Annotated in this window: 6 protein-coding genes; 1 reads left to right on the forward strand and 5 read right to left on the reverse strand. The window is 75.9% G+C overall.

Annotation, left to right across the window (positions count from 1 at the left end):
* Positions 1-33: 33 nt before the first annotated feature.
* From ACWD3E_RS34220 to ACWD3E_RS34230, 3 genes are read right to left on the reverse strand one after another with little or no spacing between them, the layout of a single operon-like run.
* A complete protein-coding gene (locus ACWD3E_RS34220; protein WP_451391412.1) occupies positions 34-816 on the reverse strand; it encodes a hypothetical protein in 783 nt (260 codons plus the stop codon).
* Positions 817-819: 3 nt separating this feature from the next.
* Entirely contained in the window at positions 820-1,668 is an 849-nt protein-coding gene (locus ACWD3E_RS34225) for an ABC transporter permease (protein ID WP_451391413.1), read from the reverse strand.
* Entirely contained in the window at positions 1,665-2,681 is a 1,017-nt protein-coding gene (locus tag ACWD3E_RS34230) for an ATP-binding cassette domain-containing protein (RefSeq protein WP_451391414.1), read from the reverse strand. The genes ACWD3E_RS34225 and ACWD3E_RS34230 overlap by 4 nt, the downstream gene beginning before the upstream one ends.
* A gap of 64 nt (positions 2,682-2,745) precedes the next feature.
* Here ACWD3E_RS34230 and ACWD3E_RS34235 point away from each other — a divergent pair, with 64 nt between their 5' ends.
* Positions 2,746-3,351: a TetR/AcrR family transcriptional regulator gene (locus ACWD3E_RS34235; RefSeq protein ID WP_451391415.1), complete on the forward strand. Its 606-nt coding sequence runs from the start codon at positions 2,746-2,748 to the stop codon at positions 3,349-3,351.
* A gap of 9 nt (positions 3,352-3,360) precedes the next feature.
* On the opposite strand, the gene ACWD3E_RS34240 is transcribed toward ACWD3E_RS34235, so the two are convergent.
* Both ACWD3E_RS34240 and ACWD3E_RS34245 read right to left on the reverse strand, forming a co-directional pair.
* Positions 3,361-9,972: an SDR family NAD(P)-dependent oxidoreductase gene (locus tag ACWD3E_RS34240; protein ID WP_451391416.1), complete on the reverse strand. Its 6,612-nt coding sequence runs from the start codon at positions 9,970-9,972 to the stop codon at positions 3,361-3,363.
* A gap of 7 nt (positions 9,973-9,979) precedes the next feature.
* Positions 9,980-24,970 carry an SDR family NAD(P)-dependent oxidoreductase gene (locus tag ACWD3E_RS34245; RefSeq protein ID WP_451391417.1) on the reverse strand — a complete coding sequence of 4,997 codons (14,991 nt, stop codon included), beginning with the start codon at positions 24,968-24,970 and terminating at the stop codon, positions 9,980-9,982.
* Between the last annotated feature and the right edge of the window lie 26 nt (positions 24,971-24,996).

The raw sequence follows: 24,996 nt of genomic DNA on the forward strand, positions 1-24,996 counted from the left end.
GCCCGTGACGGGCGGGGCTCTTCGCTTGCCGTCTCACCCCCACCCGGCGGCGAGCGGCTCGACGAGCACACCGCCCGGGGAGGCGAACAGTGCGAGCCGCAGGCGCCGTGCGCCGATGGTGGCCTGGATCGGCGCGGAGCGGGCGACCGCGCCCAGGGAGAGCGCCCTCGCGTAGTCAGCCTCGATCTCGGTGCTCAGCACACCGATCGAGGGGAAGCCGGCGTCGTTCATCTGCCGGTCGGCCGAGGCCGTCTCGTCGCGCGCGAGGACGAGCACGCAACCGGTCCCCATCGCCGACGGCACCGTGCCCCACGCGGCCTCGGCGGTGACCGCGTCCCACTGGACCTCGGCCAGCTGCTCCCAGAACGCCGCCTCCGCGGCCACCTCGGGGACCCGGCAGACGACCGCGCGCAGGCCCCCGGCTCCGCCCGCGGCGTCGAACCAGGTCTCGGTGCCGGGCGAACTCAGCGCCAGGCACCGGGGGTCCCGCGCCGCGCCGGACTCCGCGATCGCTTCCGCCAGGACCGGCGCGCTGACGGGGGTGCCCAGCCCCTCCGGCGGCGGGCACCCGAAGACACCGGTGAACCCCCCGACGGCGCGCGTCGGTTCGGCGTGCTGCACGACCTCCAACTGGATGCTCTCCGGCGCGGAGTAGAGCGCCAGCGGCAGCGGCGTGCGGTGCGGGGTGACCCGCTCGAAGCTCTCCGGCAGGCTCGCCTCGCCGGTGAAGTCGTGCCGGAACCCGACCAGTCCGGCGAACATCGCGCCGTCCTCGATCGAGCCCTCCATGGCCAGATGGGAGATGCCCTCGATCATGTGTCAGCCCTGCTTGCTGTAGAGGCGGAGGGTGATCGGCACGCAGACCAGCGTGATGACGGCGGTCGCGCCCAGGGACCAGAGGACCGGGCCGCCGGCGTGGCCGGTGTCGTTCATCAGGTCCCGGGCCGCGGTCGCCAGGTGGCTGAGCGGGTTGACGTCGACGAAGGCACGGAGCCAGCCGGGCATGGTGCCGGGCGAGACGAAGATGTTGCTGCCGAACGAGAGCGGCATCAGCACGGCGTTGGCGATGCTGAGGACGACGGCCGGATCGCGGACCACCAGGGCGAGCACCGACCACACCAGGGAGAGCGCCACCCCGAAGGCGACGACCAGGGCGACGGCGGCGAGCACGCCCGGCGCACCGCCCGCGGGCCGGTAGCCCATGGCCAGGCCGAGGCCCACCACGATGGTGGCGGCGAACAGGTAGCGCCCGGCGTCGCTGATCAGGCCGCCGAGCACGAAGGCCCCGCGCCAGACCGGCAGGCCGCGGAAGCGGTCGAAGGCCCCGCTGCGCACGTCCTGGGCGAGGCGGGCACCGCCGTACATGGTGACGATGGAGATGCTCATGCCCAGCACGCCGGGCAGCAGGCTCTTGAGGTAGTTGCCGGGGGAACCGCTGACGGCGCCGCCGAAGAGGTAGGTGAACAGCACGGTCAGCAGGACCGGGATGGCGGTCGCGTCGACCAGCTGCTTGGGGTCGTGCTTGATCTTGAGCAGCGCGCGCTTGCCGAAGACGGCCGAGGCGGTGAGCGCCCCGGCGCGGCGGCGGTCGCGGCCCTCGGCGAGCAGGGCGTCGATCGGGTTGGCCGCCGCCACGGCGGGACGGCTGGGGGCGGTGGGGGCAGTCATGCGCTCACGTCCTCACGGTCGTTGGCGCCCTGGCCGGCCCGGTGACCGGTCAGGGTGAGGAAGGCCTCGTCCAGGCTGGGCTGGCCGAGGGAGAAGTCGGCGATGCCCACCCCGGCCTCGGCGAGCCGGGTCATGGCCTGTCCGACCAGACGGCCCACGTCGGTGGCGTCGGGCCGGTCGGCGAGCAGCACCGACAGGCTGAGCGGGTCGGCGGCGAGCTGGACCGTGCCCTCCACGGTCGCGGCCAGGATCCGCAGCGCGTGCGGACGCTGCTCGCCGTCGAGCAGCCGCAGGTGCAGGGTGCCGGAGCCGACCTGGGCCTTCAGCTGGGCGCTGGTGCCCTCGGCGACGACCCGGCCGTGGTCGATGACCGCGATCTGCTCGGCGAGCTGGTCGGCCTCCTCCAGGTACTGGGTGGTCAGCAGCACCGTGGTGCCGGCCGCGGCGATCCGGCGGACCAGCTCCCAGACCTGGTTGCGGCTGTGCGGGTCGAGACCGGTGGTCGGCTCGTCGAGGAACAACAGGTCGGGGGTGACGATCAGGCTGGCCCCGATGTCGAGCCGGCGCCGCATTCCGCCCGAGTAGCCGCCCACCGGCCGGCCGGCCGCCTCGGTCAGCTCGAACGCCTCGAGCAGCGCGTCGGCGCGGCGGCGGCTGGCGGCCCCGGACAGGCCGTTGAGACGGCCGAGGAGCAGCAGGTTCTCCTGGCCGGTCAGGTCCTCGTCGAGGGAGGCGAACTGGCCGGTCACGGCCACCCGGGCACGGATCTCGTCGGTCTCGGTGAGCACGTCGTGGCCGAGGATGCGGGCCGTGCCGCCGTCCGGCCGGATCAGGGTGGCCAGGATCCGGATCGTGGTGGTCTTGCCCGCCCCGTTGGGGCCGAGGAACCCGAACACCTGACCGCGCGGGATCGTCAGATCGATCCCGTCCAGGGCCCGCTTGTCTCCGTAGACCTTGACCAGACCGTGCGCCTCGATCGCCGGATGGTCTCCGGCCAAGCTTTTCTTTGACATGACGTAAGACTTGGGTATCTCTTACGGCTTGTCAAGGCTTCCATCGAGCGCATACCGTCGGACCATGGACGACCCGCTTCGCACCCCCGCACCCCGACGCCGCCTCCGGGCCGACGCCAGGCGCAGCATCGACGCCATCCTCGACGCGGCGCGGGTGCTGCTCACCGAACGGCGTGACGCGAGCATGGAGGACATCGCCGCCAAGGCCGGCCTCACCCGGCAGACCGTCTACGCCCACTTCCCCTCGCGCGACGCGCTGGTCACCGCGCTGGTCGAGGCCGCGGCCGCCGAGTACCTCACCGCGCTCGACGAAGCGGACCTCGACACCGCGCCGCCCGCCGAAGCCCTGGCCCGCTTCCTCCGTGCCGGCTGGCGGTTCCTGCTGCGGCACCCGCTGCTGCTCGACCCCACCGCCCCCGGCACCCCGCCGCCCCACCGCAACTCGCTCTCCGAGGCGGTGCCCCCTCGGCTGGAGCAGCTCATCCGGCGGGGCCAGCAGCAGGGCGTCTTCGACGACTTGCTCCCCGCCGGCTGGCTGGTCGCCGCCGTCATCGGGCTCCAGCACGCGGCCGCCGCCGAGGTCACCGCCGGGCGCCTGACCACTCATGCCGCAGAGGCGCTGTGCCTGGGGAGCGCACTACGCCTCTGCGGTGGAGCGGACGGCCGGTAGTCCCCGCCGTCAGAACCCGTCGACGTCGGGGAGCCCCCCGTCGATGAGGGCGAAGAGCTCGTCGTCGCTGGCGGAGTCGAGGGCGGCCTCGGCCACGTCGAGGGACGGCGCCCCGGGCTCCGGGTGGGCGTCGTCCCAGCGGCTCAGCAGCGTCCGCAGGCGCCGGGTGATCCGGCCCCGCAGCTCCTCGTCCGGCACGCCCCGCAGCAGCGACCTCTCCAGGCCGTCGATCTCGTCGAGCAGCGGCTCGGACTTCGGCGCCGCCTCGGGGACGAGCTTGCCGCGCAGGTGCTCGGCGAGTTCGGCCGGGGTGGGGTGGTCGAAGACCAGCGTCGCCGGGAACCGGCCACCGGTCGCGCCGGCCAGCCGGTTGCGGAAGTCGACGGCGGTGAGCGAGTCGAACCCGAGGTCGCGGAACGGACGGTCCGGCTCCATGGCCTCCGCGTCGCCGCCGCCCAGCGCGGCGACCGCGTGCGAGCAGACCAGGCGGAGCAGGAACCGCTGCCGTTCGGCCTCGCCCAGCGACGCCAGTTGCCTCGCCACGCCGCCGGCGGGGTCGGCGGTCGCCGCCCGCACCTGGACCGGGGTGGTGATCAGGCCGCGCCACAGCGGCGGCAGCCGGCCGTCGCGGGCGAGGGCCTTCAACCGGTCGGTGCGCACCCGGGTCGCCAGCAGGACCGGCTCGGCGCTGCCGCGGGCGGCATCGAAGAGGGCCAGGGCCTGCGGGGTGGACAGCGCGGCGAAGTACCCCGCCATCCGGGCCCGGCTGGCGTCGGTGATGGTGGCGGTCAGCTTGCTGGTCTGCTCCCACAGACCCCACGCCGCCGACGTCGCGGGCAGGCCGGCGGCCCGCCGGTGAGCGGCGAGCGCGTCCAGGAACACGTTCGCCGCCGCGTAGTTGCCCTGGCCGGGCGCACCGGTCAGCCCCGCGCCGGAGGAGAACAGCACGAACTCGGCGAGGTCGGCCTGCGCGGTGAGCTCGTGCAGGTGCAGGGCCCCGTCGACCTTGGGCCGCATCACCGCGTCGATCTTCTCCGGGGTGAGCGAGGCCAGGATCCCGTCGTCGAGGACGCCGGCCGCGTGCACCACCGCCGTCAGCGGGTGGTCGGCCGGCACCGCGGCCAGGGCCTTGGCGAGGTCGGCCCGGTCGGCGACGTCGCAGGCGACCAGCTCGACGCTCGCGCCCAGCCCGGCCAGCTCGGCCCGCAGCTCGTCCGCTCCGGGTGCCGCGGGCCCGCTGCGGCTCAGCAGCACGAAGTGCCTGGCCCCGCGCTCGGCCAGGTGCCGCACGACCAGCCCGGCCACCGTCCCGGTGCCACCGGTGACCAGCACCGTCCCCTCGGGGTCCGGCGCCTGGGGGACGGTCAGCACGATCTTGCCGGTGTGCCGGGCCTGGCTCATGAAGCGGAACGCCGCGACCGCGTGGCGGACGTCCCAGGTGGTCCGGCGCGGCAGCGCCAGCGCGCCGGCCCGGAACAGGTCCATCACCTCGGCCAGCATCTCCTGGATGCGGTCCGGACCCACCTCGTTCAGGTCGAACGCCCGGTAGCCGACCTCGGGGTGGCCGGCGCGGACCTCGCCGTCGTCCCGGACGTCGGTCTTCCCCATCTCCACGAAGCGTCCGCCGGGCCGCAGCAGCCGCAGCGAGGCGTCGACGAACTCCCCGGCCAGCGAGTTCAGCACGACGTCCACGCCCTGCCCGGCCGTGGTGTCGGCGAACTGCCGCTCGAAGTCGAGGCTGCGGCTCGACGCGATGTGCGCGCCGTCCAGTCCGGCGGACCGCAGCACCGGCCACTTGCGCTCACTGGCGGTCGCGAACACCCGTGCGCCGCGGTGCTTCGCGAGCTGGACGGCCGCCATGCCGACGCCGCCGGTCGCGGCGTGCACCAGCACCGACTCGCCGGACCGCAGCCCGGCCAGCTCGAACAGCGCGTAGTGCGCGGTGAGGAACGCCACCGGCACCGAGGCGGCCTGCTCGAACGACCACCCCTCGGGGATCTTCGCGAGCAGCCGGTGGTCGGTCACCGCGACCGGGCCGAACGCGTGGGTCAGCAGGCCCAGCACCCGGTCCCCCGGCGCCAGGTCGCGGACCTCGCTGCCGACGGCCGTCACCGTGCCCGCGCCCTCACCGCCGAGGTCCGTCTCACCGGGCAGCAGCCCCAGCGCGACGACCACGTCGTGGAAGTTGAGCCCGGCCGCGCGCACGGCCAGCCGCACCTCGCGCGGACCGAGCGGCTCGGTCGGCGCCGGGCACGGCGCCAGCGTCAGCCCCTCCAAGGTCCCGGTGCCGGCGCACTCCAGACGCCAGGCGGCCGCCCCGGCGGGCGGCACCAGGCTCTCGCCGCTGTCCGCCCTGGCCAGCCGCGGCACCAGCAACTGATCTGCCCGGATGGCGAGTTGAAGCTCGTCGCAGTCCGCGACCGCCGCCCAGGCCGACGCCGATCCGGCGTCGTCCGGCAAGCCGCCGTCGTCGACCAGGACGAACCGGTCCGGGTGCTCCGCCTGCGCGCTGCGCACCAGGCCCCACACGGCGGCGCACTCCAGGTTCGCGAGATCGTCCCCGGCCACCGCCGCGACCGCGCCCTGGGTCCTGAACACCAGGCGGGCGGAGGCGAGTTCATCGGCCGCCAGCCACTCCTGCGCCGCGCCCAACGCGGCCGCGGTGACCGCGCGCACCCGGGCGCTCAGGTCGTCGCCGCCGCCCGCGGGCTCGGGGGCGCTCCAGACCACGAGGTCGGGGGCGGGCGTTCCGTCGGCGATCGCGGCGCGCAGCCCGGCCAGGTCGCCGTACCCGTCGACCACCGCGCCGCCGTCATCGAGCCGCCGCGCGAACGCCGTCGCGGACTCCGTCGCGCCCGCGCCCAGGACCGCCCAGCGCGACCGGGCCCGGCCCGTCCCGGACTCGGGCCGGGTGACCGGCGCCCAGTCGAGCCGGAAGAGCGCGTCGCGCCGCGCGCCGGTGTCCATCGTCCGCAGCTGCTCGGCCGACACCGGGCGCACCACGATGGCGCCCACCGAGACGACGGGCCTGCCGTCGAGGTCGGCGGCCGTCAGCGCCACCCGGTCCGGGCCGATCCGCCGCACCCTGACCCGCAGGTCGGCCGCGCCCGAGGCGACCAGGGCCACCTCGCTGAACACGAACGGCAGCCACAGGCCCGCACCGGTCGGTGAGTCCTCCTGCGCCATCAGGATGCCGGCCGCCTGCGCCGCCGCGTCCAGCAGCGCCGGGTGGACCGCGAACCGCCCGGCCTCGTCGCGCTGCTGGGACGGCAGGCCGACCTCGGCGAACACCTCGTCACCGTGGCGCCAGGCCCGGCGGATCCCGCGGAAGGCCGAGCCGTACGCGTAGCCGCGCTCCGCGTACCCCTCGTAGAGCCCGTCGGTGGGCAGCTCCCGCGCGCCGGCCGGCGGCCACACCAGCAGGTCGCCGAAGTCCTCCGGGAGCGGCGGACTGCCGATCTCACCAACGGCGTTGGAGGTCCACTCGCCGTCGACGGAGGTGTCCTGGGCCCTGGAGTACACCGTCACCCGGCGCTTGCCGGAGTCGTCCGGCGCTCCGGCGACGACCTGGACCTGGACCGCGCCCGCCGCGGGGATCACCATCGGGGCTTCCAACGTCAGTTCCTCGACCCCGCAGGCGCCGGTCTCGATCGCGGCGCGCAGCGCCAGCTCCACGAACCCGGTGCCGGGCAGCAGCACCTGCTCCTCGACCGCGTGGTCGGCCAGCCACCCGTGGGTCTGCGGCGACAGGCGGCCGGAGAGCACCACGGCGCCGCTGCCGGCGACGTCGATCGCGGCACCGAGCATCGGGTGCTCGCCGGCCCGCAGCCCCGCCCTGCCGAGGGCGTCCTTGGACGGCGCGGCCGGGTCCTGCCAGAACCGCTGCCGCTGGAACGCGTAGGCGGGCAGCTCCACGCCGTCCTCGCGCCCGTCGCGCCCGGCCCGGCCGAGCAGCGCCGCCCAGTCGACCGGCACGCCGTCAACGCCGGCCTGCGCGAGGGAGCCGAGGAAGTCGTCCAGGCCGCCGCGGTCGCGGTGCAGGGTCCCGAGGACGACCGCGGTGCCGTCCGCGGCGGCGACCGTCTCCTCCAGCCCCAGGGTGAGCACCGGGTGCGGGCTCGCCTCCACGAACAGCTCGTAGCCCCGGTCGACCAGGGTGCGGACGACCTCGTCGAAGCGCACCGGCTCCCGGAGGTTGCGGTACCAGTACTCCGCGTCCAGCCCGGTGGTGTCCCACTGGCTGCCGGTCACCGCCGAGTAGAACGGGATCCGCGAGGGGCCGGGGGTGATGCCGTCCAGCTGGGCGAGCAGTTCCTCTCGGATCCGCTCGACGTGCGGCGAGTGCGAGGCATAGTCGACGGGCAGCAGCCGCACCCGGACGTCGGAGTCCTGGTACTCGGCCACCAGCTCGGCGATCGCGTCGCTGTCGCCGGACACCACCACGGAGCCCGGTCCGTTGACGACCGCCACCACCAGCCGGCCGCCCCACCGGGACAGCCGCGCCTGCGCCTCCTGCGGCCCCAGGCCGAGCGACGCCATCGCGCCCTGCCCCGACAGCGAGCCCAGGGCCCGGCTGCGCAGCGACACCACCCGCGCCGCGTCCTCCAGGGAGAGGCCGCCCGCCACGCAGGCGGCCGCGATCTCGCCCTGGGAGTGCCCGACCACCGCGGCGGGCTCGATACCCGCGTGCTGCCACAGGGCGGCCAGCGACACCATGACGGCGAACAGCACCGGCTGGACCACGTCCACCCGGTCCAGGTCCGGGGCGCCGGGCGCCTCCCGAAGCACGTCGCGCACCGACCATCCCGTGAACGGGGCCAGGGCCAGGTCGCAAGCGGCCAGCCGGTCGCGGAAGACCGCGGAGGTCTCCAGCAGCCCCAGCGCCATGCCCCGCCACTGGGAGCCCTGCCCGGGGAACACCAGCACCGCCTCACCGGAACGGGTGCGGGCCGTCCCCCGGACCAGCCCGGCCGCGGGCTGGTCCGCGGCGAGCGCGTGCAGTCCGGCGAGCAGCTCGGTCCGGGTGGCGCCGAGCACGACGGCCCGGTGGGACAGCCCCGCGCGCCGGGTCAGCGCGCGGGCGGTGTGGAGCGCGTCCAGCTCCGGGTGGGCATCGACGAACTCCGCGAGCCGGGCGGCCTGCCCGCGCAGGCCGTGCTCGCCCCGCCCCGACAGCACCCAGGGCAGCACCGGCAGCCCCTCCCCCGCCGGCGCGGCGCCCTCGGGAGCGGACGCCGGGGCAGCACCCTCGTCGGCCGGCGCCTGTTCGAGGATGAGGTGGGCGTTGGTGCCGCTGACCCCGAACGAGGAGACCCCGGCCCGCCGCGGCTGCCCGCTCTCCGGCCACGGCACCGCCCGCACCGCCAACTCGATGTCGCCCGCCGACCAGTCGACGTGCCGGCTCGGCTCGTCGACGTGCAGCGTCGCGGGCAGCACCCCGTGGCGCATCGCCAGCACCATCTTCATCACACCGGCCGCGCCCGCGGCGGCTTGCGTGTGACCGAGGTTGGACTTCGCCGACCCCAGCAGCAGCGGCCGGCCGGCGGGCCGGTCCTGGCCGTAGGTCGCCAGCAGCGCCTGCGCCTCGATCGGGTCGCCCAGCGTCGTCCCGGTGCCGTGCCCCTCCACCACGTCCACGTCGCGCAGCGACAGGCCCGCGTTGGCCACCGCCTGGCGGATCACCCGCTCCTGCGACGGCCCGTTCGGGGCCGTCAGCCCGCTCGACGCGCCGTCCTGGTTCACCGCCGAGCCCCGGATCACCGCGAGCACCTCGTGCCCCAACCGCCGGGCCTGCGAGAGCCGTTCGAGCAGCAGCAGGCCGACGCCCTCCGCGAACCCGAACCCGTCCGCGGCCTCGGCGAACGCCCGGCACCGGCCGTCCACCGACAGCGCGCGCTGCCGGCTGAACTCGACGATCACCTCCGGGCTCGACATCACCGCCACGCCGCCGGCCACCGCCATCGAGCACTCACCGGCCCGCAGCGCCTGCGCCGCCAGGTGCAGCGCGACCAGCGACCCGGAGCATGCCGTGTCGACGGTGACGGCCGGGCCCTCCAGCCCGAAGACGTAGGACAGGCGCCCCGACAGCACGCTCGGGCTGATCCCGGCGACCGCGTACCCCTCGACGCCGTGCGGGTAGTCGGTGGGGCCGGCGCCCACGAACACGCCGGTCCGGCTCCCCTTCAGACTCGCCGGATCCACCCCGGCGGTCTCGAACAGCTCCCAGGTGGTCTCCAGCAGCAGCCGCTGCTGCGGGTCCATGGCCAGCGCCTCACGCGGCGAGATCCCGAAGAACTCCGCGTCGAACCCGGACACGTCGTCCAGGAAGCCGCCCTCGCGGACGTACGAGGTCCCCAGGTGGTCCGGGTCCGGGTCGTACAGCCCGGCCAGGTCCCACCCCCGGTCCGTCGGGAACCCGCGGATCGCGTCCCGGCCTTCGGACAGCAGCCGCCAGTACTCCTGCGGCGAGCTCACGCCGCCGGGCAGCCGGCACGCCATGCCCACGATCGCCAGCGGCTCGCCGAGCTTCGCCTCCAGCTCGTCGTTGCGCTGCCGCAGCCGCCGGGTCTCCTTGACCGATTCCCGCAGCGCGTTGGTGATCTCTTCGACAGATGCAGCCATCGTGGCCTCACTCTCCGGAGTTCTGGTCGTGGCCGCCGGCGAGCACGGCGTTGATGAGTTCGTCCACGTCCATCTCGTCCACCGTGCTGATCACGTCCTCGCGCTCCTCCACCGGAGCCGGGGCGTCATCGTCATCGATCGGGCTGAGCCGCTCGTGGATCTGCTGGGCGAGGTCGACGGGCGTCGGGCAGTCGAAGATGACGGTCGCGGACAACCGCAGGCCGGTGGCCGTGGCCAGCCGGTTGCGCAGCTCGACCGCGGTCAGCGAGTCGAATCCCATCTCGACGAACCCCCGGTCGACGTCCACCGCGGACGCCGAGCCGTGACCGAGCACCGCGGCGGCCTGCTTCCTGACCAGGTTCACCAGTGCCTGGCGCCGCTCGGCCGCGGACATCCCGGCGAACTGGTCGGCTCCGGCGGCGGCAGCGCCGCTCTCGGCCCCGGCGCGGTTCGGCCGGGCGCCGCCCCGCGGCACCAGCGACCGCATCACCGGCGGCAGGGTGCCCTGGGCGTCCTGGACCCGCAGCGCCGCACGGTCGAGGTGCGCCGTGACCACCAGCGGCAGCCCGCTCCGGACGCCCTGGTCGAACAGGGCCAGGCCCTCGGCGGCGGACATGGCCTGCGCCCCGGCCTTGGCGAGCCTGGCCCGGTCCAGTTCGTTCAACTGACCGGTCAGGGCACTCTCGTTGGCCCAGTAACCCCAGGCGAGCGACGAGGCGACCTGGCCGCGCGAGTGCCGGACCGCGGCGAGCGTGTCCAGGAACACGTTGGCCGCACCGTAGTTGGCCTGTCCGGCGTTGCCGAGCAGGCCGGCCGCGGAGGAGTACATCGCGAACATGCCGAGGTCGAGACCGGCGGTGAGCTCGTCGAGGTGCACGGCGGCGTCGACCTTGGGCCGCAGCACCGGCGCCAGGCGCTCGGCGGTCAGCGAGCTGAGCACGGCGTCGTCCAGCACGCCCGCCGTGTGCACCACCGCGGTGAGCGGGCGGTCCTGCGCGATCTCGGCCAGCAGCCCGGCCAGGGCCGCGCGGTCGGCGATGTCGCAGGCGGCCACCCGCGCCTCGGCGCCCAGCTCGGCGAGTTGCGCGCACAGCTCCTCGGCGCCCGCCGCGCCCGGGCCCTGACGGCTCGCCAGCACCAGGTGGCGCATCCCCCAGGGGCCGGCCAGGTGCTTGGCCACCAGGGCGCCCAGCGTCCCGGTGCCACCGGTGATCAGGACCGTGCCCTCGGGGTCGGGAACGGACGGGATCGTCAGCACGAGCTTGCCGACGTGCTTGGCCTGGGCCATGAACCGGAAGGCCTCGGGCGCGTCGAGCACGTCCCAGGTGCGCACCGGCAGCGGCCGGACGGCACCCTCCCGCAGCAGCCGGACGACCTCGGTCAGCATCGACCGGATCGACTCCGGGGTGGTGTCCGGCACCAGGTCCACCGTCCGGTACTTCACCCCCGGCCACGCGGCCGCGACCTGCTCCGGGTCCCGGCGGTCGGTCTTCCCCAGCTCGATGAAGCAACCGCCCTTGGGCAGCAACCGCAGCGAGGCGTCGATGAGTTCACCGGCCAGCGAGTTGACCACCACGTCGACCCCGGCGCCGTCGGTGGCGGCGAGCACCCGGTCGGCGAAGTCCGCGTCCCGGGACGAGGAGATGTGGTCGTCGTCCAGACCCAGCTGCCGCAGCGCGTCGTGCTTGGCCGGGCTCGCCGTGGCGAACACCTCGGCGCCCAGCCGGCGGGCGAGTTGGACCGCCGCTGTGCCGACCCCGCCGGCCGCCGCGTGGATCACGACGCGCTGCCCGGCGCGCAGGTCCGCCACCTGGTGCAGCGCGAAGTACGCGGTCAGGAAGGCGGAGGGCACCGAGGCCGCCTGCTCGAACGACCAGTCGTCGGGCATCGGGACCAGCCAGTGCTGATCGGTGACCGCCTCCGTCGCGAAGGCGCGCGGCATCAGCCCCACGACCCGGTCGCCGGGCTTCAGCCCGGTCACGCCGGCACCGGTCGCCTGGACCACGCCGGCGCCTTCGCCGCCGATGAACAGGCCGTCGTCCGGCGGCAGCCCCAGCGCGACCAGCAGATCGTGGAACGCGATCCCGGCCGCCCGCATCCGCACCCGCACCTCACCGGCGGCCAGTGGCGCTCCGGTCTCCGGGCCCGCCACCACGGACATGGCGTCGAGGACGCCGGCCGGGTCGGGTTCGAGCCGCCAGCGGCCGCCGAGCGGTGGCACCAGCCTGTCCCGCGGCGCGGCCGTCGCGGACAGCCGCGGGACCAGCAGCGCGCCGCCCCGGATCGCGAGCTGCGGCTCGTCGCCGGCCAGGGCGTGCGCGAGCGCGTCCGCGCAGTCCTGGTCGTCCAGGTCGACCAGGACGATCCGGCCCGGGTTCTCGGCCTGCGCCGAGCGGACCAGGCCCCACACCGCGGAGGCGGCGAGGTCGGCCACGTCACCGGAGTCCGCGACCGGGAGCGCCCGGCGGGTGGCCACCACCAGCCGGGTGTCGACCGTCCGGTCGTCGGCCAGCCAGGCCTGGAGCTCGCCCAGCACCCTGCTGGTCAGCCGCAGGGCCGCGGCGGCCGGCTCGGCGCCCGCCCCGGTCGCGCAGGACAGCACCGCGACGCGGGGAGCCGGCGCACCCAGCAGGGCGGCCAGGTCGGGGTGCGCGTGCACGGGGACCCCCGCCGCCCGCAGCGAGTCGGCCAGGCCGAACGGGTCCGCGCCGAGCACCGACCAGTCACCGCCCAGCCGGGTCTTCGGCGTCGGCGAGGCGACCCAGTCCAGCTGGAACAGGGGGTGGCTGACCGGGCTCGCGGCCGCCGCGAGCTGCGCGGTCGAGACCGGCCGGGTCACCAGCCGCTCGATCACCAGCACGGGGTAGCCGGAGTCGTCGGCCGCGGTCAGCGACACCGCGCCGGAACCGGCCGGCGCGATCCGCACCCGCAGCGCACGCGCACCGGAGGCGAACAGCGACACGCCGGACAGGCTGAACGGCAGCCGCACCTGCTTGTCGTGGCCGGGGACCAGCACCATCGCGTGCAGCGCCGCGTCCAGCAGCGCGGGGTGAACGCCGTACCCGCCCGCCTCGTCCTGCACCTGCGCCGGCGGCGACACCTCGGCGTAGACCTCGTCGCCGCTGCGCCACGCCCGGGCCAGCGCCTGGAACGAGGGCCCGTAGGTGTAGCCGGCCTCCGCGCCCTCCGCGTAGAAGGCGACCGGGTCCAGCTCCACCGGTTCGGCACCGGGCGGCGGCCAGGTGGCCCAGGTGTCCGGTGCGGTCCCGTCGTCCGCCGTCAGGACGGCCGACGCGTGCCGCGTCCACTCGCCGTCCTGGCCGTTCTCCCCGACCGGCCGCGAGTAGACGGTCAGCGACCGCTGCCCCGCGTCGTCCGGCGCGCCCACCATCAGCTGCAGGGAGACCGCCGCGTCGCCGTGCAGCAGCAGCGGCGCCTCCAGGGTCAGTTCGTCGACCCGGGGGCAGCCCGCCTCGGCACCGGCGCGCAGCGCCAGCTCGGCGAACCCCGTGCCCGGGAGCAGCACCACCTCGTTGACCGAGTGGTCGGCCAGCCACGGCCGGGTGCCCGCGGACAGCCGCCCGGTGAGCACCAGGCCACCGGTGTCCGCCAGTTCGACCGCGGCACCGAGCAGCGGGTGGTCCGGCGCCACGACGCCGAGGCTCGCCGGGTCCACCCCGGTGCTCTCCTCCTCCAGCCAGAACCGCTTGTGGTCGAAGGCGTAGGTGGGCAGCGCGACGGTGGTGCCGCCGGGGACCAGCGTGGCCCAGTCCAGGTCCGCGCCGTTCACCCAGGCCTCGGCCAGCGAGGCGGCGAAGCGGGCCATGCCGCCCTCGTCGCGACGCAGCGAGCCCAGCGTCACCGGCTCGGGGATGTCCGGCACCGATGCGGCGGTGTCCAGCACCGCGGCGGTCAGCACGGCGTGCGGGGTCGCCTCGACGAACATGGTGAAGCCGTTGTCGAGCAGCGCCCGGGTGGCCTGCGCGAAGCGCACCGGCTCGCGCAGGTTCCGGTACCAGTACTCCGGGTCGAGCCCGGTGGTGTCGATCGGCTCACCGGTCACCGCGGAGTAGAACGGGATCCGGGCGCGCTGCGGGGCGATGCCCGCGAGCTTCGCCAGCAGGTCCTCGCGCATCGGCTCGACCTGCGGCGAGTGCGAGGCGTAGTCGACGTCGATCCGGCGGATCCGGGTGCCGCGGCGCTCGCACTCCTCGGTCAGCCCGTCCAGCGCCTCGGTGTCGCCGGCGACGACGACCTGCGAGGGGCTGTTGATCGTCGCGATGGTCACCCGTCCCTGCCAGGGGGCGAGCAGTTCCGCCACCTGGCGCTCGTCGGCGCGCAGCGAGGCCATGCCCGCGGAGCCGGTCAGCCGGGCCAGTTCCGCCGCCCGCACGGCGACCACCTTGGCGGCGTCCTCCAGCGACAGCGCGCCGGCCACGTACGCGGCGGCGATCTCGCCCTGCGAGTGGCCGACCACCGCCGAGGGCTGCACGCCGTGGTGCTGCCACAGGCGGGCCAGCGAGACCATGACGGCGAACAGGGCCGGCTGCACCACGTCGACCCGGGTGAGGTCGGGCGCGCCGTCGGCCTGGCGGAGCACCTCGGTCAGCGACCAGTCGGTCCACGGTGCCAGGGCCCGCTCGCACTCGCCGATGTAGCCGGCGAACTCGGGGACGGTGTCCAGCAGTTCCGCGGCCATCCCGGGCCACTGGCTGCCCTGGCCGGGGAAGACGAAGACCACGCGCGGCTTGCGGTACGCGGTGCCGAGGACGAGCCCCGGGTCCGGCTCGCCGTCGGCGAGCCGGGTGAGCAGGCCGTCGTAGTCGGCCGGCTCGGTGCCGAGCACCACCGCGCGGTGCGGCAGCGCCGCGCGGGTCGCGGCCAGGCTCCAGCCGATGTCGCGCGGCTGCGGAGCGGGCTCGTCGGCCAGCAACTGCCGCAAGCGGTCGGCCTGCTGCCGCAGCGAGACCTGGGAGGCCGCCGACACCGGCCACGGCAGGACCGCGGTCGCCGGAGCGGGCTCGGTGGTCTCCGGCTGCTGCTGCGGCCGGGCCGGTGCCTCTTCGAGGATGAGGTGGGCGTTGGTGCCGCTGACCCCGAACGAGGAGACCCCCGCGCGCCGCGGCTGTCCGCTCTCGGGCCACGGCACCGCGTCCACGACCAGCTCGACCTCGCCCATCGACCAGTCCACCTGGCGGGTCGGCTGGTCGATGTGCAGGGTCGCGGGCACCACCCCGCGACGCATCGCCAGCACCATCTTGATCACACCGACCGCGCCCGCGGCCGCCTGCGTGTGACCGATGTTCGACTTGCCCGACCCCAGCAGCAGCGGCCGGCCGGCGGGCCGGTCCTGGCCGTAGGTCGCCAGCAGCGCCTGCGCCTCGATCGGGTCGCCGAGCGTCGTCCCGGTGCCGTGCGCCTCCACCACGTCCACGTCGCGCAGCGACAGGCCCGCGTTGGCCACCGCCTGGCGGATCACCCGCTGCTGGGACGGTCCGTTCGGGGCCGACAGGCCGTTCGACGCGCCGTCCTGGTTCAGCGCCGAGCCGCGGATGATCGCGAGCACCTCGTGCCCCAGGGCCTGGGCCTGCGACAGCGGCTCGACCAGCACCAGTCCGATGCCCTCGGCGAAACCGGTTCCGTCCGCGGCGTCGGCGAACGCCCGGCACCGGCCGTCCGCGGACAGCGCGCGCTGCCGGCTGAACTCGACGAAGACCTTCGGGCTCGACTGCACCGCCACGCCGCCGACCACCGCCATCGAGCACTCACCGGCCCGCAGCGCCTGCCCGGCCAGGTGCAGCGCCACCAGCGACGACGAACAGGCCGTGTCGACGGTGACGGCCGGGCCGTCCAGCCCGAACACGTACGAGACGCGCCCGGAGATCACGGCCGGCGTGGCTCCGGTCACCGCGTAGCCCTCGGCACTGTGCGGCGCCAGCGGCGCACCGGTCGCGTAGTCGGTCGGACCGGCGCCGACGAACACGCCGGTCCGGCTCCCCTTGAGGCTCTGCGGGTCCATTCCGGCGCTCTCGAACAGCTCCCACGTGGTCTCCAGGATCAGCCGCTGCCGCGGGTCCATGGTCACCGCCTCGCGGGGGGAGATCCCGAAGAACTCCGCGTCGAAGCCCGACGCGTCGTCCAGGAAGCCGCTCTCGCGGACGTAGGACTTGCCGAGGCTGTCCGGGTCCTGGTCGAACAGGTTGGCCAGGTCCCAGCCGCGGTCGGTCGGGAACCCGGACACGCCGTCGACGCCGTCGACCAGCATCCGCCAGTAGTCCTGCGGCGAGCTCACACCACCGGGCAGCCGGCAGGCCATGCCCACGATCGCCATCGGCTCGTCGAGGGCGGCGGCGTTCACCGCCGGTGCGCTCTCCTGCGACTCGGCCGACTCGCCGAGGGCGAGTTCGAGCAGGTAGTCGGCGACGGCCGCGGCGGTCGGGTAGTCGAAGGCGAGGGAGGCCGGCAGCCGCAGCCCGGTGGCCGTGTTCAGCCGGGTCCGGAACTCGACCGCGGTGACCGAGTCGGAGCCCATCTCGGTGAACGGCCGCTCCGGGTCCACCTCGCCGGCCCGGGCGTACCCCAGGACTGTCGCGGCCTCGGTCCTGACCAGGTCGAGCACCGCCCACTCGCGCTCGGACTCGGGCGTCTGGGCCAGCAGCCGGGCGAGGGCGCTCTGCCCGGCCCCCTGCTCGCCCCGGCCCGTCCCACCGGCCGCGCCGCCCTGCACGTCCGGCAGCTCGTCGAGGAACGGCCGGGGGCGGGTCGCCGTGTAGAGCGGGGCGAACCGCTCCCACTCCACGTCGGCCACGGCCACGGACGTCTCGTCCCGGTCCAGCACCTGCCGCAGGGCGCGCAGCGCCTGCCCGGGCTCCAGGAGCGGGAGGCCCTGCCGTTCCGACTGGCTGCGGAACACGTCCCGCACCGCCGTGTCGTCGGCGTCCGCGCCGAACGCGTTCCAGAAGCTCCAGGCGACGGCCGTCCCCACCCCGCCGCGGGCGCGGCGCCGGACGGCCAGCGCGTCCAGGCAGGCGTCGGCGGTCGCGAAGGCGCCGTTCTCGGCCGCGCCCCACACGCCGGCGACGGAGGAGAACATGACGAAGGCGTCCACGGACTCCGCGTCGAGCAGGTCGTCCAGCACCCGCGCGCCCGTCACCTTGGCGCGCAGCGTGCCGGCGAGCCGGGCGAGCGTCATCTCGGCCAGCGGGCCGGGCTCGGGGACGACCGCCGCGTGCACGACGGTGCGCACCGGCCGCCCCGCGGTGCGGGCCTCGGCCAGCAGTTGCGCCACCGCGCCGCGGTCGGCCACGTCGCAGGCCGCCATCGTGACCGCGGTGCCGGAGCGCACCAGCTCGGCCTCGAACTCGGCCGCGCCCGGCGTGTCGCCGCCGCGCCGGCTGGCGAGGATGACGTGCTCCGCGCCGCAGGCCGCCAGCCAGCCGGCCAGGCGCCGGCCGATCCGGCCGGTGCCGCCGGTGATCAGCACGCTGCCGCCCGGCTGCCAGCTCCGCTTCGCGGGCCGGCCGGCCACCGGGTCGCGCACCAGCCGCCGCACGTGCACGCCGCTGTCCCGCAGCGCCACCTGGTCCTCGGCGCCCAGGCCGCCGCCCAGCACGCCGCACAGCCGGCGCAGCGCGTCCTCGTCGGGCGCGGCGGGCAGGTCGATCAGCCCGCCCCAGCGCTGCGGGGTCTCCAGGCCGGCCACCCGGCCCATGCCCCAGACCTGCGCCTGGGTGGGCGAGTCCAGGTCGTCGCCGGCGGCCGCGCCGACCGCGCCGCTGGTCGCCAGCCACACCGGGACGTCGGCCCCGGCGTCGCCCAGCGCCTGCACCAGGGCCAGGGTGGCGGCGGAACCCGCCGGGACGTCCGGGAACTCCTGGTGCGCACGCTCGTCCATCGCCAGCAGCGAGAGCACACCGGTCGCACCGGCGGCCGTCGCGTCCGTGAGCAGGCCGGCGAGCCGGTCCCGGCCCTCGCGCGTCGGGTCGAGCGACAACTGCTCCGCGTCCGCGCCGCGCGCGGTGAGGGCCTGGCACGCGGCCGCGGCCCACTCCTGCCCCGCGCCGGTGTCGGGTGCCAGCACCAGCCAGCGTCCGCCCGGTTGCGGCTCGGCAGGATCGGCGACGGGCTGCCAGTCGACGCGGTAGCGCCAGGCGTCGAGCTCCAGGCCGGCGATGTCGGGGAGCACGGCCGGCCGCGCGTCGCGTCCGGCGAACACCCGCTGCCAGTCCACCTCGGCGCCGCGCGTGTACGCCTCCGCCAGGGAAGCCAGGAAGCGCCCGGTGCCGCCGTCGTTGCGGCGCAGCGTGCCCAGCGCGCTCGCGCCGCCGCCGGCCTGCTCGATGGTCTCCTCGATCGCCGGGGTGAGCACCGGGTGCGGGCTCGCCTCGACGAGCAGTCCGTGGCCGCTCGCCAGCAGCGCGCGCACCGCGTCCTCGAAGCGCACCTGCTGACGCAGGTTCAGGTACCAGTAGTCGGCGCCGAGTTCGGTGGTGTCCAGCAGGCCTCCGGTGGCCGAGGAGTAGAACGGCACCGTGCCCGCACGGGGCTTGATCCCCTTGAGGACCGTGCCGAGCCGGTCGCGGAGCGCCTCGACGTGCGGCGAGTGCGAGGCGTAGTCCACGTCGACGCGGCGGAACCTGATGCCGCCGTCCTGGCAGACGGCCGCCAGCTCGTCCAGGGCGTCGGCGTCGCCCGCCACCACGACGCTCTGCGGACCGTTGACCGCGGCGACGCACAGCCGCCCGCCGAACCGGCGCAGCAGGTCGTCGACCGCGGCCGCGCCCACGGCCACCGAGGCCATGCCGCCCCGGCCGGACAGCCGGGACAGCTCGGCGCTGCGCAGCGCCACGACCTTGGCGGCGTCGCTCAGGGAGAGCGCGCCGGCCACGTACGCGGCGGCGATCTCACCCTGCGAGTGACCGGCCACGGCCGCGGGGACGACCCCGTAGGACCGCCAGAGCTCGGCCAGCGAGACCATCACCGCGAAGAGCGTGGGCTGCACGACGTCGACCCGGTCCAGCGGGGCCGCGCCGGCCTCGCCGTTGATCACCGCGCTGAGCGACCAGTCGGTGAACTCCGCCAGGGCCTCGCCGCACGCCCGCATCTGCTCGGCGAAGACCGGCTCGGCCGCTATCAGCTCCGCGGCCATGCCCGCCCACTGGGCGCCCTGCCCGGGGAAGATCAGGGCGACCTTCGGGTCCTCGACCGCCGGACCCTGAAGGAGGTTCGGCGCGGTCCGGCCGTCGGCGAGCGCGCTCAGCGCGTCGCCGAAGCCCGCGGTGTCGCCGGCCAGCACGACGGCGCGGTGGGCGCCCTGGCGCGGCAGCGCCGCCAGCGCGGCACCCACGTCCAGGGGGCTGGTCTCCCGGTCGTGGGTCACCAGGTCGCCCAGTGCGGCGGCCTGGGCCCGCAGGCCGGTGGCGCTGGCGGCCGCGATCGGCCACGGGAGCGCCGGCTTGTCACCAGGGAGCTCGGGGGCCTCGCGGTACCAGTGGCGGCGACGCTGCCACGGGTAGGCGGGCAGGCTGACGGGTCGGCGCGCGGCCCGGGCCGGAGCGGGCACGGCGCCGGTCACGAAGAGTTCGGCCGCGCTGCGGGCGAACCGGTCCACCGGGTCGTCGGTGTCCACCGCGACGCCGAACCGGTCGGCCGGCGCGGCGGGCAGCGGCCGCGCCAGCACGTCGACGAGGGCCTCGACGCCCGCGGCGTCCAGCTCGTCGGCGAACGCCTGCGGCAGGTCGGCGACCGCACCGGCGGCGACGCGCCGGGCCAGCTCCTCGGCCGACCGGGCGAGGCCCTCGCCGTCGGCGGACAGCTCGGGCAGCAGGCCCGGCCGCAGTGCCACGCCGGACGGGCGCCCGGCGGCGATGCGCAGGGCGTCGTCCAGGTCCAGCCGTCCGGCCACCCAGGCGGCGCCCAGGCAGCCCGCGCCCGTACCGGCCACGGCACCCGCCGCCAGTCCGAGGCCGGCCCACAGCCGGGCCGCCGCGACGTGGTGGCAGAGCAGGTGGGCCGTCGACAGGTCGGCGGCCGGCTCGGCGAACGGGTCGACCGTCACGCCGGTCAGCGCGGTGAGGCGGGCGGCGCACGACCGCAGCGCGGCGGCGTACTCCGGCAGCCCGGCCAGCCGCTCGCGCAGGGCGGCGGACGGCGGCTCGGCGCCGAACCAGAACCCGACGGTGCGGACCTCGTCCTCGGGCACCTGCCCGGTCCGGGCGGCCGGCGTGCCGGTGCCGAGCGCGACCGCTTCCAGGGCCGCCACCAGCGAGGCGGCGTCCTGGCCGGTGACGCCGACCCGGTGGCTCAGCCAGCTGCGCCGGTGGGCGGCGGTGAAGACGATGTCGTCCAGCTCGGCCGGAGCCTCGCGCAGCCGGGCGGCGAGTCGGCCCGCCGCCTGGCGCACCGCCGGCTCGGCCGCCGCGGTGACCATCAGGACGTGCGGAGCACCCCCGGCCTGGCCCGCCGCCTGCTCGACGACCGCCGGCGCCTGCTCGACGACCACGTGCGCGTTGCTGCCGCTGAAGCCGAACGAACTGATGCCGGCCCGGTGCGGGCGGTCCCGCAGCGGCCACTGCCGCCGCTCGGTCACCACCGAGACCGGGAGCCGCTCCCAGTCGATGTTGGTCGACGGCCGGTTCAGCGGGTGCGGCGGAAGCTCGCCGTGGTGGAGCGAGAGGACGACCTTGAGCAGCCCGGTGACACCGGCCGCGGCCTCCAGGTGCCCGATGGTGGCCTTGGCGGAGCCGATCAGCAGGTCCTCGTCCGCCGCGCGACCGGCGCCGAGCGCCTCGGCGAGGGCGCGGACCTCGATCGGGTCGCCCAGCGGGGTGCCGGTGCCGTGGGCCTCGACGTAGTCGACGTCGCGCGGTGCCCAACCCGCGGCCTCGACCGCCCGCTTGACGACGGCGACCTGCGCGTCGGCGTTGGGGACGGTCAGGTTGCCGCTGGCGCCGTCCTGGTTGACCGCGGTGCCGCGGATCACCGCGTAGACCCGGTCCGAGTCGCGCCGGGCCGCGCTGAGCGGCTTGAGGATGAGCGCCGCCGCTCCCTCGCCGCGGCCGTAGCCGTCGGCCGCGTCGTCGAAGGTCTTGCAGCGGCCGTCGGGGGCCAGGGCGCCCGCCCCCGCCATGGAGACCGACACGCTGGGGGCGACGATCACGTTGGCGCCGCCGACGACGGCGATCTCGCAGTCCCCCTGGCGCAGGCCCTGGCACGCCAGGTGGACCGCGGTGAGGGAGGAGGAGCAGGCGGTGTCGACCGCGATGCTGGGGCCGCGCAGCCCGAGGAAGTACGCCAGGCGTCCGGCGGCGGCGGCGAAGGTCGTGCCGGTTCCGTAGAAGTGGTCGACCTGGGCCATGTCCCGGGTGAGCAGCTGCTGGTAGTCGGCGGTGTTGAGGCCGAAGTAGACGCCCGCGGCACGGCCCTGGAGCGCGAGTGCCGGCTGCCCGGCGTCCTCCAGCGCCTCCCAGGCGACCTCCAGGAGCAGGCGGTGCTGCGGGTCGAGCGACTTGGCCTCGCGCGGCGAGACCCGGAAGAACTCCGCGTCGAAGCCCTCCACCTCGTCGAGGAAGCCACCGCGGGTGGGGACGTCCGGCCCGGCCTCGGACCAGATCGGGTCCGCCAGGCGGACCGCCGGGATGTCGCGGATCGCGTCGCGGCCCTCGGTCAGCATCGACCAGAACTGCTCCGGCGAGTTCGCGCCGGGCAGCCGGCAGGCGATGCCGATCACGGCGACGGCGTCGTCGTCGGAGCCGTCGTCCTCGGACGGAACGCCCGCGCCGGGGACCGACTCGCCGGCCGCCTCGGCGGCGGCCGGCTCGGGGGCGGCCGGCTCGGGGGCGGCCGGCTCGGGGGCGGCCGGCTCCGGGGCGGCCTCCGCCAGGAACGCGGCGAGCGCCTCGATCGTCGGCCGCTCGAAGACGAACGTCGCGGGGAGGTCCAGGCCGAACTCGGCGCCGAGGCGGTCGCGCAGCTCCACGGCGGTCAGCGAGTCCAGGCCCTGCTCGAACAGGCCGCGACGACGCGCCAGCCGCTCGTCCTCGCCGAGTCCGAGCACGGCCGCGACCAGCTCCTCGACGCGCCGCACCGCGCCGCCGGCCGACGCCGGCCCGCCGGCGGGGGCGGGCGCGAGGACCGGGGCGGGGGCCGGGGCCGCGGCCGCCGGGGCCCGGGTTCCGGCAGCGGTCGGCGCGGCCGCCGGGACGGCGCTCGACGCGCTGCCGTCCGGGCGCGCGACCATCTCGCTGATCACCCGGCCCTCGGCGTCCAGCAGGCTCACCCGCACCTGCGCGGGGGCCTCGACGACGGGCGTGCGCCCCTGCTCGCCGGGCTCGACGCCCGGCAGCCAGTACCGGTCGCCGCCCCAGGAGGGCACCGGCAGCGTCCGGTACCGGCCCGGCGTTCCGGTGACCTTCGTCCAGTCCACCTCGACGCCGCCGACGTGCAGCCGGGCGAGCGCCCGGTGCAGGCCGAGCGGCCCGGCCTCGCCGCGGCGCAGCGTGGCCGTCACCGGGCCGCGGCGCTCCCGGTGGCGCAGCGCGTCGGTGAGCTGCCGGATCAGCGTGGGGTGCGGGCCGATCTCGACGAACGCACCGTCGGCCTCGGCGAGCAGCCCGTCGACCGCGGGCCAGAACAGCACCGGGTCGGTGAGGTTGCGCTCCCAGTAGGCGGCGTCCCGCGGCACGTCCGACTCCTCCGGCCGCACCGTGGAGAGCAGCCGCAACGAGGGCGTGGCGCAGGCGAGTCCGGCCATCTCCTGGCGCAGCAGCGGGCCCTGCTCGGCCACCACCGGGCTGTGGAACGCGTAGCCGCCGGCCAGGCGCTTGCACCGCAGGCCGCGCCGTTCGCACTCGGCCGCGACCGCGTCGACGGCGTCGCCGGGGCCGCTCAGCACCACCGCCTGCGGCCCGTTGACCGCGGCGACCACCACCGGCCCGCCGGTGGCGGCCAGCAGCGCGAGGACCGTCTCCTGGTCCGCGCGCACCGCCAGCATGGCGCCCCGGCCGGCCGTCTCGTGCAGGATCTCGCCGCGCCGCACGGCCAGCCGCACGGCGTCCGCGCGGGACAGCGCGCCGGCCGCGGCCGCGGCGGCGATCTCCCCGACGCTGTGTCCGACCACGGTCCGCGGCCGGATCCCGCAGTCGGCCAGCCAGTCGGTCAGCGCCATCTGGACGGCGAGGACGGCGGGTTGGGCGAGGTCGGTGCGGTCGAGCCGACTGTCGCCGCCCTGGCCGTCCGCGCCCCGGCGCAGCTCGTCGAGCAGGGACCACGAGGCGTCCCGGCGGACCAGCGCGTCGCACTCGTCGAGGACCGCGCGGACCACCGGCGAGGCGTCGTACAGGTCGACCGCCATGCCCGCCCACTGCGCGCCCTGGCCGGAGTAGACGAACACCGGCTCGGGGGCGCCCTCGGGGTCCACCGTGCCGAAGTAGGTGCCGTCCGGCGCCTCCTCGATCCCGTCCAGGGCGGCCGCCAGCTCCTGCGGCCCCTCCGTGACGGCGGCGAACCGGTGGCGCTCGTGGGTGCGCCGGGTGGCGGCGGAGGCGAGCAGGTCGCCGAGCCCGTCGGCCTCGTCGGTCACCCGCTCGGCCATCGCGGCGAGTTGGCCGTCCAGGCCGGAGCGGTGGAACGCCGAGGCGAGCAGCACGTAGGGGCCGTCCGGACCGGCGGACCGCGGCTCGGCGGCGGGCTCGACGCCTTCCGCGATCACGTGGACGTTGGTGCCGCTGAGCCCGGACGAGCTCACTCCCACCCGCAGCGGCCGGTCGGTCCCCGCCAGGCTGACCGGGCTGAGCGGCACCGCCAGCTCGCCGCGGTCCCAGGAGACGGCCGAGGTCAGCCGACCGGGATCGGGCTGGGGCGGGACCTCCCGCGAGTTGACGACCCACAGGCCCTTCAGCAGTCCGGCGATCCCGGCCGCGGCGTCGGTGTGCCCGAACACGGCCTTGTTGGAGCCTACGTAGAGGGGCGCCCGGTCGGCCTCCCGGACCCGGCCGTAGACCTCGTTCAGTGCCATCAGCTCGACCTGGTCGCCGAGCGGGGTCCCGGTGCCGTGCGCCTCCACGTAGTCGAGGTCCGACGGGGCGAGGCCCGCGCCGGCGAGCACGGTGCGCAGCAGGTCGGCCTGGGCGGCGCCGTTGGGCGCCGTGATGCCGAGGCTGTGGCCGTCGTGGTTGGCCGCCGAGGCGCGGATGACGCCGTAGATCCGGTCCCGGTCGGCGAGGGCGTCGGGCAGGCGCTTCAGGACGACGACGCCGCAGCCGTCGCCGCGCAGCATGCCGTCGGCGTCGGCGGCGAACGGTCGGCAGTGGCCGGTCGGCGAGATCGCGCCGATCCTGCTCATGAAGACGCTGAGCTCAGGCGTGAGCATCAGGCTGACGCCGCCGGCCAGCACCACGTCGCTCTCACCGGTGCGCAGGCTCTGGCTGGCCAGGTGAACGGCGAGCAGGGACGAGGAGCAGGCGGTGCTGACGGAGGCCATCGGCCCGTGCAGGTCGAAGGCGTAGGCCAGCCGGCCGGCCGCGAAGCTGAACTCGGTGCCGCTGGCGTAGTGCCGGCCGATGCCCTCGACCCCGAGCGTCTTGGTGTGCAACGTCGCGTAGTCGGGGGCGAACATGCCGAAGAAGGCCCCGGCGCGGGTGCCGCGCCACAGGTCCGCGGGCCGCCCGGAGTCGCTCATCGCCTCCCAGGCCACTTCCAGCAGCAGCCGCTGCTGCGGGTCCATCGCGACGGCCTCGCGGGGCGAGATCCCGAAGTAGGCGGCGTCGAAGCGGTCGATCTCCTCCAGGAACCCGCCGACGTGGCTGGACGTCCCGGTGCCGTCCGTGCCCGCGAAGCCGCGGTCCCACCGCGTCGGGGGGACGTCCTGGAAGACGGGGGTCGCGGATCTGAGCACCGCGCCGAAGGAGTCGAGGTCGCGGGCGCCGCCAGGGAACCGGCAGCCGATGCCGACGACGGCGATCGGAGTAGTGTGATGGCTCGTCAACGGTCGTTCTGCCATTGGAGATTGTCCTTGCTCGACAATGA

Source organism: Streptomyces sp. NPDC002676 (assembly GCF_053592455.1).

What these genes read in the sequence shown, in the direction of transcription:
- ACWD3E_RS34225 (WP_451391413.1), bottom strand. Translation starts at nt 1,668, where the DNA reads ATGACTGCCCCCACCGCCCCCAGCCGTCCCGCCGTGGCGGCGGCCAAC.
- ACWD3E_RS34220 (WP_451391412.1), bottom strand. Translation starts at nt 816, where the DNA reads ATGATCGAGGGCATCTCCCATCTGGCCATGGAGGGCTCGATCGAGGAC.
- ACWD3E_RS34230 (WP_451391414.1), bottom strand. Translation starts at nt 2,681, where the DNA reads ATGTCAAAGAAAAGCTTGGCCGGAGACCATCCGGCGATCGAGGCGCAC.
- ACWD3E_RS34240 (WP_451391416.1), bottom strand. Translation starts at nt 9,972, where the DNA reads ATGGCTGCATCTGTCGAAGAGATCACCAACGCGCTGCGGGAATCGGTC.
- ACWD3E_RS34245 (WP_451391417.1), bottom strand. Translation starts at nt 24,970, where the DNA reads ATGGCAGAACGACCGTTGACGAGCCATCACACTACTCCGATCGCCGTC.
- ACWD3E_RS34235 (WP_451391415.1), top strand. Translation starts at nt 2,746, where the DNA reads ATGGACGACCCGCTTCGCACCCCCGCACCCCGACGCCGCCTCCGGGCC.